This window comes from Acidimicrobiia bacterium (genome assembly GCA_040880805.1).
In the GTDB taxonomy this organism is placed as follows: Bacteria; Actinomycetota; Acidimicrobiia; order IMCC26256; family DASPTH01; genus DASPTH01.
The window spans coordinates 8,207-22,370 of record JBBDHW010000029.1; the positions used below are offsets into that span (position 1 = coordinate 8,207).

Genomic DNA, 14,164 nt, shown 5'->3' on the forward strand with positions numbered 1-14,164 from the left:
CGCCCGACCACTTCGGCAGGTTGGTCTTGCCGAACACGATCGCGCCCGCGGCCTTGAGGCGGGCGACGGCAGGCGCGTCTTCCGTTGGCACGTGATCGGCGAGCTCCTTCGCACCACCGGTCGACCGGATGCCCTCGGTCGCGATCGCGTCCTTGATCGTGATGGGCAGCCCATGAAGTGGCCCCATGCTCCCGCCGAGCGTCGTCGCCTCGTCGGCGGCGGCGGCTGCGGCTCGTGCGCGTTCGGTATCGAGCGTGACGACCGCGTTCACGTCGCCACCGAGGCGGTCGATGCGGTCGAGGTAGCAATCGAGGAGGTCTCGGCTCGACAGGTCTCCCGTGCGAATTGCTGCCGCAAGCTTCGTTGCCGGCCACGTTGCGACGCTCTCGTCCACTCGTGCTCCTCTCGCGGCCTCCGTCTAATCTGCCAGTGTGTCAGAAATGAGAGCTGCAGTTCCCGTGGTCGACGGCTGGTTCACGGTCGGGGACGAGCCCCACCTCATCGGTGCACAGTGTCCCGCGTGCAGCACCATCGTGTTTCCCCCGCGCGAGGGCGCGTGCCCCAACCCCTCGTGCGACTCCGACGAGCTCGCGGCCACGCCGCTGTCGCGCCGTGGCCGCGTGTGGTCGTACACGGAGAACCACTACCCGCCGCCGCCGCCCTACGTGACAGCCGATCCCTTCGAGCCGTACGCACTCGCCGCGGTCGAGCTCGCCGATGAAGGCATCGTGGTACTCGGTCAGGTGGCCAAGGGAGTGCATGCGGCCGACCTTCGTGTCGGGATGGAAATGCAGATAGCCATCGAAGTGCTGTCGCACGACGACGACGACCACGACTCACTCGTGTACGTCTGGGAGCCGGTGCCATGAGCAGCGAACGAGATGTCGCAGTCCTCGGCGTGGGCATGCACCCGTGGGGTAAGTGGGGCAACGACTTCACCGACTACGGATTGGTCGCGGCGCGCCGCGCGCTGTCCGATGCTGCCCTCGAGTGGAACGACATCCAGTACGTGGCCGGGGCCGACACGATCCGCAACGGCTATCCGGGGTTCATCGCGGGCGCCACGTTCGCGCAGAAGCTCGGATGGACGGGCGTGCGCGTGTCGTCGAGCTACGCCGCGTGCGCATCCGGGGCGCACGCGCTCCACAACGCGCGCGCGCAGATCCTCGCCGGGTTCTGCGACGTCGCACTCGTCGTCGGCGCCGACACCACACCGAAGGGCTTCTTCGCGCCGGTGGGAGGCGAGCGCACGAACGACCCCGACTGGCTTCGCTTCCGCGTGCTGGGCGCCACCAACCCCACCTACTTCGCGCTGTACGCGCGCCGCCGGATGGACGTCTACGGCGCCACGAGCAACGACTTCGCGCTCGTCAAGGTGAAGAACTCCCGCCACGGGCTCGAGAACCCCAACGCGCGCTTCCGCAAGGAGAACTCGGCCGACGACGTGCTCGCCAGCCCGGTCGTCGCCGATCCACTGCGCCTGCTCGACATCTGCGCCACGTCCGACGGCGGCGCAGCGATGATCGTGTCGAGCGTCGACTTCGCGCGCAGCCACCTCGGCAGCGTCGACGGCGTTCCGCGTGTGAAGGCCGTGTCCACGGTCACGCCGCGCTATCCGCAGACCGTGCTCGAGCTCCCCGACTTCGCGACCGACTCGAGCGCGGCGGTCCCCGCGCCCGATCGCGGCTTCCGCGACTCGATCGCCTGGAGCGCGTACGAGGAAGCGGGCATCGGGCCCGACGACTTGAGCCTCGCCGAGGTCTACGACCTCTCCACCGCGCTCGAGCTCGACTGGTACGAGAACATCGGGCTCTGCGGCGAGGGTGAAGCCGAAGCGCTGCTGCGTTCCGGCGCGACCACCGTGGGCGGACGTATCCCGGTGAACCCGAGCGGCGGGCTCGCGTGCTTCGGCGAGGCGATTCCGGCGCAGGCGATCGCGCAGGTGTGCGAGGTGGTCTGGCAACTGCGGGGTGAGGCGAGCGGTCGCCAGGTCGAAGGCGCGACCGTTGGCGTCACCGCCAACCAAGGACTGTTCGGTCACGGATCGTCCGTGGTCGTGAGCAGGTAGGAGACGCAGTGGAGGCGTGGGCGGACGCCCAGGACGCCGGAACGGAGTCGACCAATGAATAGGTCCGAGGCATACATCGTCGACGCGGTTCGCACGCCGGTCGGACGGCGCGGCGGCGGACTCTCGCAGGTCCACCCGGCCGATCTCGGCGCACATTCCATCCGCGCCCTCGTCGAGCGCACGGGCATCGACCCCGGCGCGGTCGACGACGTGATCTTCGGCAACGTCGACAGCATCGGCCCGCAAGCCGGCGACATCGCCCGCACGTGCTGGCTGGTCGCCGGTTTCCCCGAGCACGTGCCCGGCACCACCGTCGACCGGCAGTGCGGTTCGGCGCAGCAGGCCGTGCACTTCGCCGCGCAGGGCGTGATGTCGGGCACCGCCGATCTCGTCGTCGCGGGCGGCGTGCAGAACATGAGCCAGATCCCGATCATGAGCGCGATGCTCGCCGGTGAGGCCTACGGTCACGAGACTCCCTTCTCCGGGTCCCCCGGCTGGAACGCGCGCTACGGCGACCAGGAGATCTCGCAGTTCCGCGCCGCCGAACTGATCGCGGAGAAATGGAACATCTCCCGCGAAGACATGGAGGCATTCGCCGTCGAGTCACACGAGCGTGCGCTCCGGGCCCGCGCCGAGGGGCGGTTCGGAAACGAGATCGTGTCACTCGGCGACTGCACGTTCGACGAAGGGCCGCGCGAGCCGAACTGGGAGAAGATCCGTTCGCTTGCGCCGCTCATGGAAGGCGGCCGCATCACCGCGGCGGTGTCGAGCCAGATCAGCGACGCGTCCGCCGCGTTGCTGATCGCCGGCGAGCAAGCCGTCCGCGACCATGGCTTGAAGCCGCGCGCGCGCATCCACCACCTGAGCGTGCGCGCGGACGATCCCGTCTTCATGCTCACCGCGCCGATCGCCGCCACCGAGTACGCGCTCCGCAAGGCGGGGATGACCAGAGACGACATCGACCTCGTCGAGATCAACGAGGCGTTCGCGTCGGTCGTGCTCGCGTGGCAGCAGGAGAGCGGCTTCGACCTCGCGAAGGTCAACGTGAACGGCGGCGCGATCGCGCTCGGCCATCCACTTGGCGCCACCGGCGCGCGGCTCATGACCACGTTGCTCAACGAGCTCGAGCGCACGGGCGGTCGGTACGGCCTCCAGACGATGTGCGAGGGCGGCGGCCAGGCCAACGTCACCATCATCGAGCGCCTGTGATCCCGCTCCGATGATCGGGATCCCCGCGGGCACGCGCGTCTACGGCATCCAGCTACCGATCCAGGCGCAGAGTCAGATGATCGCGGCGGAGTGGGAGCGCGAGGCGGGCGTCGAAGAATTGGCACGCGTCGCGCGCGTAGCCGACGAGCACGGGTATCACTACGTCGGCGTGTGCGACCACATCGCGCTCAGCGAGGGCTACGCGTCGCGGATGAGCACCTTCTGGCAAGACTGCATCGGCACGCTGTCGTGGCTGGCAGGCATCACGTCACACACGAACCTGCTGTCGCACGCGTACGTGCTCCCATACCGCCACCCGCTCGTCGCGGCAAAGCAATTCTCCACACTCGACTACCTGTCGGGCGGCCGGGCCATCGTCGGGATCGGCGCCGGGCACGTGCAGCCCGAGTTCGAGCGGCTCGGCGTGAACTTCAACCGCCGCGGCAAGCTCGTCGACGAGCGGCTTCCGTTGTTGATCGACGCGCTCGAGCACGAGTGGGTCGACGGCTTCGGCGCGAGCCCGCGTCCGGTGCAACAGCCGCGGCCGCCGGTGTGGGTCGCGGGGTCGAGCCCCGCGGCGATCAAGCGCGCGGCGCGCCTCGCCGACGGCTGGCTCCCCCAAGGGCCGTCCGACGCAGCCATGGTCGCGATGTTGCAGGACGCGCGTGCACAGCACGGGCGGGCCGACCAGCCGATGATGATCGGACACATCGTGCCCTGGCTCTACGTGGGCAAGCCCGCCTGGGACGTACCGGAAGATTCACTCACCGGCGCACCGCAGGAGCTCGGCGAGCAGATCCTCGCGGGTACCGCCCACGGGGTGAACCAGATCCAGGTTCGCTTTCGCGCCCGCGACTGCGACGAACTCTGCGACCAGATGGCCGCCTTCGCCACCGGCGTCGCCCCCATGCTCACGAAAGTCTGACTCACCCACACGCAACCTGCGTCGTTCGTGGGCGCTCTACGACCTCGAGCGACGCAAGTTCTCTCACAGGTCAGGGAGGTGGCTCGGGAGGACTCCGCCGAGGACGCCGCCGTCGACTTCGATGAGCTTGCCGGTGACCCACGAGGCCGCGGGCGACACGAGGAAGAGCACGGCAGGAGCCACGTCCTCGGGCAGACCGTTACGGCGCATCGGCGTGTTTCGCTCCATCTGCTCACGCGCCGACGCGCCCCTGCTGTCGAGCCACCCCTTGAGCGCGTCGGTCTCGATCGCTCCGGGCAGCACCGCGTTCACGCGCACGCGCGGCGCAAGCTCGGCGGCCATCAGACGTGTGAGTTGTGCGAGCGCGGCCTTCGTGAGGCTATGGGTGAGCGAGCCGCGGTTCGCGTTGCGCCCTGCCACCGACCCGATGTTCACGATCGAGCCACCGCCGCGCTCGAGCATGTGCGGCACCGCGATGCGGCTCAGCTCGAACGGTACGGAGACGTTGAAGTGGAACGAGGCCTCGAGGTCGTCCACTCGGGTGTCGAGCATCGCCTTCGAGATCGACCCACCGGCGTTGTTCACCACGATGTCGAGACGGCCGAGCTCCCGGATGGTCTCGTCGACGAGCTCCCCGAGGAAGCCGAGATCGTTGACGTCGCCCGGTATCGCGAGCACGCGACCGCCATGCGCGCGGATCGCGGCCGCGGTCTCCTCCAGCTGCGCCACGGTGCGCGCCGTGAGGACCACGTCGGCACCCGCCTCGCCAAACGAGTCGGCGATCGCGGCACCGATCCCGCGACCTGCGCCCGTCACGATGGCAACCTGATCGCTCAGGTGAAATTGCTCCAGCACCCGCGAACCTGCCTTCCAACGCCTCTCCAGATTTGTGGTCTACTACGACGCTCGGAACGGTCCCAAAGCGAGGACTCCATGGCACACATTGCACCGCTCACCGGCAAGCGCATCCTCGTCACCGGCGCCACCGGCATGGTCGGCGGACCCCTGGCGATGGCACTCGCGGCCGAGAACACAGTGTTCGGTGGCGCGCGCTTCACGAACGAGAAGAAGCGCGAAGAGCTCGTGTCCTCGGGTGCCACGGCCGTGCGCGTCGACCTGGGCTCGGCAGACTTCGACGAGATCCCGGATGATCTCGACTGCGTCTTGAACTTCGCGGTCGCGCGCAGCAACGACTGGGAGGCCGACTTCGCGGCCAACGTCGAAGGTGTCGCGCTGCTCATGGATCGGTGCAAAGACGTCGACACGTTCTTCCAGTGCTCGACCGCCGGCGTCTACGAGTCGCAGGGTCAGGTGCCGCTCTCGGAGACGTCACCGCTCGGTGACAGCCACCGCGCGGCGGGTTACGAGACGTACTCGATCAGCAAGATCGCCGCAGAGTCGATCGTGCAGCACACCGCGACCCGCCTCGGCATCCCCACCGTGATCGCTCGGCTCAGCGTCCCGTACGGCGACACCTTCGGCTGGCCGACATTCCAGGTGATGATGATCGACAACGACATCCCGATCGGCGTACATCCGATTGGACCGTCGTTGTACGCGCCGCTGCACCTGGTCGACATCGTCGGATCGCTCCCCTACCTCCTGGGGGCCGCGTCGGTGCCCGCAACGGTCGTGAACTGGGGCGGCGACGAGAACGTGGCGGTCGAAGACTGGTGCGCGCTCATCGGCGATCTCGTCGGCAAGGAGCCGCTGATCCAGGTCGACGAGAACGCGATCCCGTCGCTGCCGATCGACGTGACCCGTCTGAACGGCCTCGGCTTTCACTCGTCGATCTCGTGGCAGGAAGGCATCCGTCGTCTCGTGGCAACGAGCCGCACGGCGTCCTGATGATGGGTCGCTCGCTGCGAATCGGGGAACCCCGACTCGCAGCCGCTCGCTCTCGCGCGCACGGGTAGTGTGCCGCGGTGGCACCCAACCCGATCACGTGGGGCATCCTTCCCGAGCGAACTCTCGACCGTGTGCTGGTGTTCTCGCCACACTTCGACGACGCCGCGCTCGGCGCCGCACATTTGTTGGGCGCGCACCCGGACTCACTGGTCGCCACGGTGTTCGGGGGACCTCCGCCGCAGTATCCGGACCCGCCCTCGGAGTGGGATGCGCTCGGCGGGTTCCGAGCGGGCGACGATGTGGTTGCGTTGCGGCGCGAGGAAGATCTGGCCGCGATGATGGTGCTCGACGCGCGTCCCCTCTGGCTCGAGTTCGCCGACTACCAGTATCTCGCGCCGGAAGAACGGGCGGCGCTCGAGACGATTGCTGCGGAGCTCTCGCGCGTTGTCGACGACGAGCGGCCCACTGCGGTGTTCCTGCCGATGGGGCTCGCGAACCCCGATCACGTCTCGACCCACGAGGCCGGGCTGCTGGTGGCGTCTGAGCGGACCGACCTCACGTGGTTCTGCTACGAGGACAGCGGCTACAAGCACATCCCGGGGATGCTCGCGTGGCGGGTGTCGAAGTTGTTCCGCTCGGAACTGTGGCCCACGCCGATGATCGTGCCCACGGTGGTCGATCACGACCGCAAACGCGCCGCGATCGAGTGCTACCAATCCCAGCTCGCGCCTCTGAATCGCGACCATGCGCTGGGCTCTCGCATCGGCGGCAGCGTGCCCGAGCAGTTCTGGCAGCTCGCACCACCGCCCCCCGGCTGGGAACGCATGCGCGAGGCGTGACGGACATGCGGATAGGGATCATCGGCGCGGGTCCCGGCGGGATCTGTATGGGAATCAAGCTCCGTGACGCCGGCATCGACACCTTCACGATCTTCGAGCGGGCGCCGGCCGTGGGTGGCACATGGTTCCACAACACCTACCCCGGATGCGCGTGCGACGTGGCATCCGCGCTCTACTCGTTCTCGTTCGAGCTCGAACGCGACTGGTCGCGCCCGTACGGAACTCAGCCCGAGATCCGCGCCTACTTCGAACACTGCGTCACCAAGTACGGCCTCGCTCCTCACCTCCGCCTCGGCAACGGCATTGCTGCGGCGAACTGGGACAACGAGCGCGCGGTGTGGTCTCTCACGACCGAGGCCGGCGAGCACCACGAGGTCGACGTGCTCATCGGTGCGGTCGGGATGTTCGGCAATCCGGAGTGGCCCGAAATCCCGGGGTTGGACGAGTTCGCCGGCACGGTGTTCCACTCCGCGCGTTGGGACCACGACCACGACCTCACCGGCAAGCGAGTGGCGGTGATTGGCAGCGCCGCGAGCGCGGTGCAGTTCGTACCCGAGATCGCGCCCCGCGTCGAGCAGCTTCTCGTGTTCCAGCGGACGCCCAACTGGGTCCTGCCCAAGGCCGATGTCGCGTACACCACCGCGCAACTCGAGCGCTTGCACACCGACCCCGACGCGCTCCTCGAGGACCGCCGGCAGGTGTGGGAGCGCCTCGAGGGCTCTATCACGTTCTCGAACCCGGCCGCGATCCGCCAAGCCCAGGAGTTGGCACTCCAGAGCATGGCGATCGTCGAGGACCCCGCAGTGCGCGCCAAGCTCACGCCCGACTTCCCGCACGGGTGCAAGCGCCCCCTCATCTCGAACGACTGGTATCCCACGTTCAACCGTCCGAACGTCGAACTGATCACGGACGGTATCGAACGCATCGACGGCGGCGGCATCACGACAGTCTCCCAGACCCACCGACCGGTCGACACGATCGTGCTCGCGACGGGCTTCGAAACCACTCGATATCTCTCGACGATCGAGGTGACCGGGCGGCACGGGCGTCGCCTCACCGACGCGTGGAGCGACGGCGCGCAGGCCTACCTCGGCGTCACGACCTCGGGATTCCCGAACCTGTTCATGCTCTACGGCCCCAACACCAACAACGGCTCGATCCTCTTCATGATCGAATGCCAGGTCGCCTACATCATGCGCCAGCTCGCGCGCCTCGACGACGAGGCCCTGGCGTGGATCGACGTCCGACCCGACGTGATGGCCGTCTACAACCGCTCTCTCCAGGACGATCTCGATCACGTCGAGGTGTGGAACGCGAGCTGCAACAACTACTACCGCGGTCCAAGCGGACGCATCGTGACGCAATGGCCCCACACCATGTCCGACTACGAGGCGCGCACCGCGAAGCCCGACGACGACGCCTACGAGACGCGACTCCGTTAGCGGCTGAGCCAGTTGGCTGCGTGGGCGAGACGGGGGGCGGGGCTGCGCAGCCGTCGCTTAGCGTGATAACGCAGCGCGACGCGCTGTGTCACCCGGTCGACGACGGGATGCGGTTCGCGCCCGTAGTGGCGCAGGAGGCGCGTGAGCGGCGACCGGTACGGCAAGTACCCGTGCAGCCGATGGTTCGAGGCCCAGGCCGCCTTCTCGGCAAGCCACGGGTCGTCGCGTGAGAGTCGCCACTTCTGCGCAAGGTGCGCGAGACCCACGCGGTTCCAGGCATCGCTCCAACGCGCCACGTAGAAGAAGAGGTCGGACGGGTCGAGCCGCAGCGTGAGGTAGGTCACGATCGAGCCCGGCTCGAGCCACAGTGTCCCGCCTCCATCGCGGATGGTGAGCGAGATATCGATGTGCTCCTCGAGCCTGATCTCCTCGTCGAAGCACGAGCCGCCCGTGAGCGCATCGGATCGCACCAAGAGGGCATGCGCGTCGACCAGCTCACACTGCGCCCGCTCGACTCCTGGGAAGACGTCGTCGAAGGACGCTTGCGAGTCGACGAAACGTTCGTGCATCACTCGGCGCTCGTCCGTCTCGATGATCTGACACTCACCGATGGTGAGGTGGATGCGCGCGTGCACGACAGGACCGATGCAGCACAGCGGCGAAACCACCGCCGCCCCGGTCTCGCGTGCGCACCGCTCGAGCGGCGTCAGCCAACCAGGGTCGACGACGACGTCATTGTCGACGAGCGCGACGAACTCCGTGTCGACGTACGCGAGCGCGAGATTGCGCCCTTCGTTCGGCTGCAAGAAGTAATCGGTCCTGACCAGGGTGAAATCGTGGATCCGAGCTTGTGCCTCGAGATAGCGCGCGACGTCGCGCGGTGACCCCCCGTCGACGAACACGAGCCGGTGTGGCTCGGGCGTGCCGGCCAACACGCTCTCGAGGCTCTGGCGCGTGGCGCTGAACTTCTCGTGCGGGACCATCGCAATCGTTGTCGTGGGCTTCTCCTGGGATCTCACGGCGACGCCGCGACGCCGGGCAGGCCGTGATAGGGGCTCCCCGCCGCTTGCCACTCCGTATACAGCTCCATGAACTCGGAACCGAAGGGGTTGCCGCCGGTGAGCGGCATGGCCGCACGCCGGATCGTGAAGTCGTTCGGCGCGAGCCGCGCAGCCTCCGCGAAGTGGCGCTGCGCGGTGTCGTCGTCGCCGTTCCGACGCGCGTAGGCCGCGACGCGGAAGTGCAGGCGCGCGTGGACCTCGTCGCCGGTGAGGTCGCCGACCGCGAAACGTGCGTCTTCCGGCGTAATCGGCAATTCGCCGGTACGAACCCAGCGCCGGACGGCGTCGAGGTGCGGACCCGATTCCACACCCGTGAATTCCTTGAACATGTCGTTGCTGAACGCGACGCCGTTGGGCCGCACGATCCGATCGTCCTCGTCGATCCAGATCACGGTGGGCACGTTGCTGATCGCGTAGAGCTCGGTGAGCACGTGCTCCGGGTCGATAAGCAACGGATGCGTGATCCCCTCGACATACGGCCGAACGTCGTCGGGTGAGTCGTCGAGCGCGACCGAGATTACGGTGAAACCCTGGTCGTGCAGCTCGTCGTGCAGCGCCTGCCACCCGGGCAGGTCATAGCGGCAGCCTCACCAGGACGCGAACGCCGACAGCAGCTTCTTCCGCCCACGCCACTCGTGGAGCGTGTGCAGGTTGCCGTCGAGATCGGCAAGTGCGAACGGCGGCGCGACCAAATCGTCGAGCGCCTGACGCCGCGCTTCGGCATCGAGCGCCACCGCTGCGAGCCGGGCATCGGCATCGACCACGATCGGCCGGCCGAGGGCGGTACTCACCGCGGCGAGGTCGAGTTGGTCGCCCACGGAGAGCACGGACGGGTCACGCACGGGCACACACATGTCGTCGCGGCACAGACCCTCGGGCTTCAGTTCCCAGCCCAGCGCCGCAGGGAGCTGCGCGGGATCGACGAGAAGCCTGCCGTCGGACACGGTGACGTCGACGGTTCGCGCCACGTCGCCGATCACGGTCGCTGGAAGCTGGGTCACGAGGGCAGCGTATCGTCCGGCGTGTGCGAGTATGAGAGCCGAGCAGGAGGTCCCCCCATGGGTCGCAAGTACCAGATCATCTCCGGCGACGGCCACATCGAGACGCCGCCCGACTTCGTGAAGTTCGTCCCGGAGAAGTTCAAGGACCGCGCGCCCCGGCTCATCACGCTCCCCGACGGCGGCGGCGACGCCTGGCTCATGGAGGGCATGCCCCTCACCTACGCGAGCCAGAATCTCAAGGGCCGCGGCGTCGTGAAGTTCGCGGGCCAGAGCTACTTCCACGAGGACGGCTCGCGAGCCGAGGGCACCGGCAACGGCGCGCAGCGGCTGCGCGAGCAGGACGAAGACGGGATCGACGCCGAGATCCTCTTCGCACCCGTGTTCGCCAGCAGATTCCTCGAGAAGATCCCCGAACGCGACGTCTACATGGCGATGGTGCAGGCGTACAACACGTGGTTGATCGAGGAGTACAGCGCGCCCGCGCCCGACCGGCTGATCGTCAACGCCTTGATGCCGATCAGCGGCATCGACGACGCGCTTGCGGAACTCCAACGCGCGCACGAGACGGGCTTCAAGACCGTGCAGATGGTCCAGTACCCGAACGGTGGCGGCGGCCCCAAGCCCGACGACGACCGGTTCTGGGAGAAGTCGCTCGAGCTCGGCATGGCGCTGTCGCCACACTTCAGCTTCGGCGGACCGATCAACATCGGAGGTGCGCGGCACGACACGTCGCAGTGGCCGGCGGAAGCAGGCATGACCCAGCACGCGCAGGGACCACCCAGCAACACGATGGCGCAGATGATCGTGCACGGCGTGTTCGACCGGATCCCGGAGCTCCGCTTCTACTTTGCAGAGATCAACGCCGCGCTGCTCCCCGCGCACCTTTACTACATGGACCGCGACTACCTCGAGTACAACAGCTGGTTCCAGCTGAAGCTCCCGAAGATGCCGTCGGAGTACATGCGTACTCACGCGCTCTACGGCATGGTGCGCGAGCCGCTCGCGGTGCGCATGGGCGAGGAGATGCCGGAGGAGATGCCGCTCGACCTCTTCCTCTGGGGCAGCGACTTCCCGCACTCGGTGGGCACGTTCCCCGAGTCGCAGCGCTACATCAAGGAAACATTCGCCGGCCTCCACGACGAACTCCGCCGCAAGATCCTCGCAGGGAACGCGGCCGAGCACCTCGGTCTCGATCTCGACGCGGACATCACCGAGACGCCCGTGGCCGCGTAAAGAGCCGAGCGCTCGATCAGGGGTGCATCGCCTCGTAGGCCGTGTGCTCGGCCGCAGGGTGGGCGAGTTCGAGAATCGGCTTCCAGGGCTCGCCGCGCCGCACTGCGATACCCACGAGGACGGTGCAGATCTGCTCTTCGAGCGTCGGGCCGTCGTCCTGCATCACCGCGACGAGCCGACGAATGTTCGGGAGCTCGTCGGGTGTGCGTGCAGACAGGACCCGGTGGTACTCGGCAAGCAGCCCGCGGCCGCTCTCGGTCTGGCGGATGTCGGCGATCGCCGCGCCGATCGCGCACCGGCTCACGATGGTGTAGGCGTCGCGTGCTTCGACCGGCGCGAACCCGTGCCGCATGAGGAACCCGGTGACGGCGTCGACGTGGATCACCATCCGATCGACGCTCGTGGAGCCGCGCATCGACTGAATGAGGAGCTCGGGCTGCGACAGGAAGGCCCGGTGCGAGACCCGCGACCACTCGAGCAGCCATTCGGGCCAGGTCTGGCCGTGATCCTCGGGGAGATGGATCCGGGACGCGGAGTACTCGGCGGCGAGTTGCATGAGGTCGTCGCGGCCCTCGACGTGGTGGTACAGGCCGGGGACACTCACGCCGAGCTGGTCGGCTACAGCCTTCATCGTGACGCGATCGAGCCCGATCTCGTAGGCGGCGTGGGCGATCATCTCGCGGTCGAGGCGCGCCGGGCGCCCGGTCTTGCCCCGCGCGCCATGCCGCGAACGTTCGGTTTCTTTTGCCGTACCGGTCATGCGAACTCCCCGCGAGGGCCGCGGTCTCCCGGGGGCAGCGTAACGCGGGTCACGAACTCTCAACGACTTGCTTGCCGCGCGCGGCGAGCTCGTACTTCAGCACCTTGTTCGACGCATTGAGCGGAAGGCTCTCGACCAGCTCCACGTAGCGCGGGACCTTGTAGTTGGCCATGTTCGCGCGACACCACGCGATCAGCTCCGTGGTGGCGACGTCGACACCGGTGGCGGGTATGACGAATGCCATGCCCACCTCGCCGAGCCGTTGATCGGGGACACCGACGACGGCCACCGACGCGACACCGGCGTGCCCCATCATGATGTTCTCGATCTCGGCGGGATACGCGTTGAACCCGCCGACGATGAACATGTCCTTGATGCGATCGGTGATGGTGAGGTTGCCGGCAGCATCCTGGAACGCGACGTCGCCGGTGTGCAGCCAACCGTCGGCGTCGATCACTTCGGCCGTCGCCTCCGGGTTGTCGTAGTAGCCCTTCATGAGGTTGTAGCCGCGCACGACAACCTCACCTTGTTCGCCGGTCGGCACGACATTCCCCTGCTCGTCGACGACGCGCACCTCGACGTCGGGGATCGCGCGACCGGCGGTCTTGGCGATGGTCTCGGGATCGTCGTCGTGGCGGCACATCGTGGTGATCCCGTGCGACTCCGTGAGCCCGTAGCCGGTGACGACGTTCTCGAAGCCGAGCTTCTCGCGCATGTCGATGATCATCTGGACGGGGATCGTGGCCGCGCCGGTCACCGACAACCGGAGGCTCGAAAGGTCGAACTGGTCGAGGTCGGGGTGATTCAGGATCGTCTGGAAGATCGCCGGGGGCCCGGGGAGCATGCTGATCCGCTCCTCCGCGACCCGGCGCATCACCGCGGGCACGTCGAAGACTGGATGGGGAATGATTGTCGCGCCCTTCAGGATGCACGCGAGGATGCCGGCCTTCAGCCCGAACGCGTGGAAGAACGGGTTGACGATCAGGTAGCGGTCGCCGGTGCGCAACCCCACCACGTCGGACCACGTGTCGTAGGCACGGATGCTCGCCGAGTGGAACAGCATCGCTCCCTTCGGCCTGCCGGTCGTGCCCGACGTGAAGAGGATGTCGCACAGGTCGTCGGGCTGCACGGCATCGGCGCGCGCTTCGGCCGTTGCCGCGTCGATCTCGTCGCCACGCGCGCAGAACTCGTCCCACCCCACGCACCCTTCGGGCACGTTGCCGCGCAGGATGACCGTTTCCCCGATCGTCTCCGAACCGGGCGCGCCGGCGAGGAGATCGACGTAGTTCGTGTCGAGGAAGTCGGTGACGGTGAAGAGCCGGGCGGCGCCGGCGACGCCGATCGCGTAGCCCGCCTCGTTGCCCTTGAACCGGGTGTTGAGCGGGATCACGATCCCCCCGACCGAGTGGCAACCGAGTGCGGCGACCGCCCATTCCCAGATGTTTGGCGCCCAGATCGCGATCTTGTCGCCGGGTTCGACGCCCGACGCGATCATCGCCCGGGCCACGGTGTCGACTTCGGCCGCCAGTTCGGCGAAGGACAGCCGCACGTGGCCGTCGACGACGCCCTCGATGTCGCCGTAGAGCTGAGCGGCGCGACGCACGACAGCCGGAATCGTGAGCGGCAGCTCCACCGTGCACCCCTTTGCTCGCAGGCTCGAACCGGGATCGGGATCGTACAAGCTTTGCCGCAGTACCGTTTCAAGGTGTCGCGCACGCGGCGACCGAAGCGAGCGCAGCGAGCGAAGGGAGCTCGCCAGGAGCGAGTGGCCGCGGGGG

General features: G+C 67.8%; 14 protein-coding genes. 8 read left to right on the forward strand and 6 right to left on the reverse strand.

Features of this window, described 5'->3' with window-relative positions:
* Positions 1 to 394, reverse strand: a 394-nt coding sequence (locus WD271_07235) for an amidase family protein (protein ID MEX1007625.1), incomplete at its 3' end; no start/stop codon positions are given.
* A gap of 46 nt (positions 395 to 440) precedes the next feature.
* Between WD271_07235 and WD271_07240 the strand changes: the two genes are divergently transcribed.
* The 4 genes from WD271_07240 to WD271_07255 are packed head-to-tail and all read left to right on the forward strand — an operon-like array spanning position 441 to position 4,202.
* Positions 441 to 869, forward strand: coding sequence for an OB-fold domain-containing protein (locus tag WD271_07240; protein MEX1007626.1), 429 nt, complete (start codon positions 441 to 443; stop codon positions 867 to 869).
* A complete protein-coding gene (locus WD271_07245) occupies positions 866 to 2,068 on the forward strand; it encodes a lipid-transfer protein (protein MEX1007627.1) in 1,203 nt (400 codons plus the stop codon). Before WD271_07240 ends, WD271_07245 begins: the two co-directional genes overlap by 4 nt.
* 54 nt (positions 2,069 to 2,122) lie before the next feature.
* Positions 2,123 to 3,277 (forward strand): acetyl-CoA C-acetyltransferase, encoded by a 1,155-nt coding sequence (locus WD271_07250; protein MEX1007628.1) that lies wholly within the window; start codon positions 2,123 to 2,125, stop codon positions 3,275 to 3,277.
* 10 nt (positions 3,278 to 3,287) lie between these two features.
* Positions 3,288 to 4,202 (forward strand): LLM class flavin-dependent oxidoreductase, encoded by a 915-nt coding sequence (locus WD271_07255; protein MEX1007629.1) that lies wholly within the window; start codon positions 3,288 to 3,290, stop codon positions 4,200 to 4,202.
* Positions 4,203 to 4,265: 63 nt separating this feature from the next.
* On the opposite strand, the gene WD271_07260 is transcribed toward WD271_07255, so the two are convergent.
* Positions 4,266 to 5,057 carry a glucose 1-dehydrogenase gene (locus WD271_07260; GenBank protein ID MEX1007630.1) on the reverse strand — a complete coding sequence of 264 codons (792 nt, stop codon included), beginning with the start codon at positions 5,055 to 5,057 and terminating at the stop codon, positions 4,266 to 4,268.
* A 78-nt stretch (positions 5,058 to 5,135) separates the two neighbouring features.
* Here WD271_07260 and WD271_07265 point away from each other — a divergent pair, with 78 nt between their 5' ends.
* The 3 genes from WD271_07265 to WD271_07275 all read left to right on the forward strand — a co-directional run bounded on the left by WD271_07265 (position 5,136) and on the right by WD271_07275 (position 8,331).
* Positions 5,136 to 6,050: an NAD(P)-dependent oxidoreductase gene (locus tag WD271_07265; protein ID MEX1007631.1), complete on the forward strand. Its 915-nt coding sequence runs from the start codon at positions 5,136 to 5,138 to the stop codon at positions 6,048 to 6,050.
* Positions 6,051 to 6,127: 77 nt separating this feature from the next.
* The gene (locus WD271_07270) at positions 6,128 to 6,889 is read left to right on the forward strand and encodes a PIG-L family deacetylase (protein ID MEX1007632.1); all 762 of its coding nucleotides are present in this window, start codon (positions 6,128 to 6,130) and stop codon (positions 6,887 to 6,889) included.
* 5 nt (positions 6,890 to 6,894) lie between these two features.
* A complete protein-coding gene (locus WD271_07275) occupies positions 6,895 to 8,331 on the forward strand; it encodes an NAD(P)/FAD-dependent oxidoreductase (protein MEX1007633.1) in 1,437 nt (478 codons plus the stop codon).
* On the opposite strand, the gene WD271_07280 is transcribed toward WD271_07275, so the two are convergent.
* Together WD271_07280 and WD271_07285 are read right to left on the reverse strand one after the other, a co-directional pair.
* Positions 8,328 to 9,314 (reverse strand): glycosyltransferase, encoded by a 987-nt coding sequence (locus tag WD271_07280; GenBank protein MEX1007634.1) that lies wholly within the window; start codon positions 9,312 to 9,314, stop codon positions 8,328 to 8,330. The genes WD271_07275 and WD271_07280 overlap by 4 nt on opposite strands.
* Positions 9,315 to 9,346: 32 nt before the next feature.
* Positions 9,347 to 10,360 (reverse strand): TlpA disulfide reductase family protein, encoded by a 1,014-nt coding sequence (locus WD271_07285; protein MEX1007635.1) that lies wholly within the window; start codon positions 10,358 to 10,360, stop codon positions 9,347 to 9,349.
* A 90-nt stretch (positions 10,361 to 10,450) separates the two neighbouring features.
* Between WD271_07285 and WD271_07290 the strand changes: the two genes are divergently transcribed.
* A complete protein-coding gene (locus WD271_07290) occupies positions 10,451 to 11,626 on the forward strand; it encodes an amidohydrolase family protein (protein ID MEX1007636.1) in 1,176 nt (391 codons plus the stop codon).
* 16 nt (positions 11,627 to 11,642) lie between these two features.
* Here the strand turns inward: WD271_07290 and WD271_07295 are convergent, their stop codons facing one another.
* Both WD271_07295 and WD271_07300 read right to left on the reverse strand, forming a co-directional pair.
* A complete protein-coding gene (locus WD271_07295; GenBank protein ID MEX1007637.1) occupies positions 11,643 to 12,386 on the reverse strand; it encodes a TetR family transcriptional regulator in 744 nt (247 codons plus the stop codon).
* A gap of 49 nt (positions 12,387 to 12,435) precedes the next feature.
* Positions 12,436 to 14,019, reverse strand: coding sequence for a FadD3 family acyl-CoA ligase (locus WD271_07300; protein ID MEX1007638.1), 1,584 nt, complete (start codon positions 14,017 to 14,019; stop codon positions 12,436 to 12,438).
* Between the last annotated feature and the right edge of the window lie 145 nt (positions 14,020 to 14,164).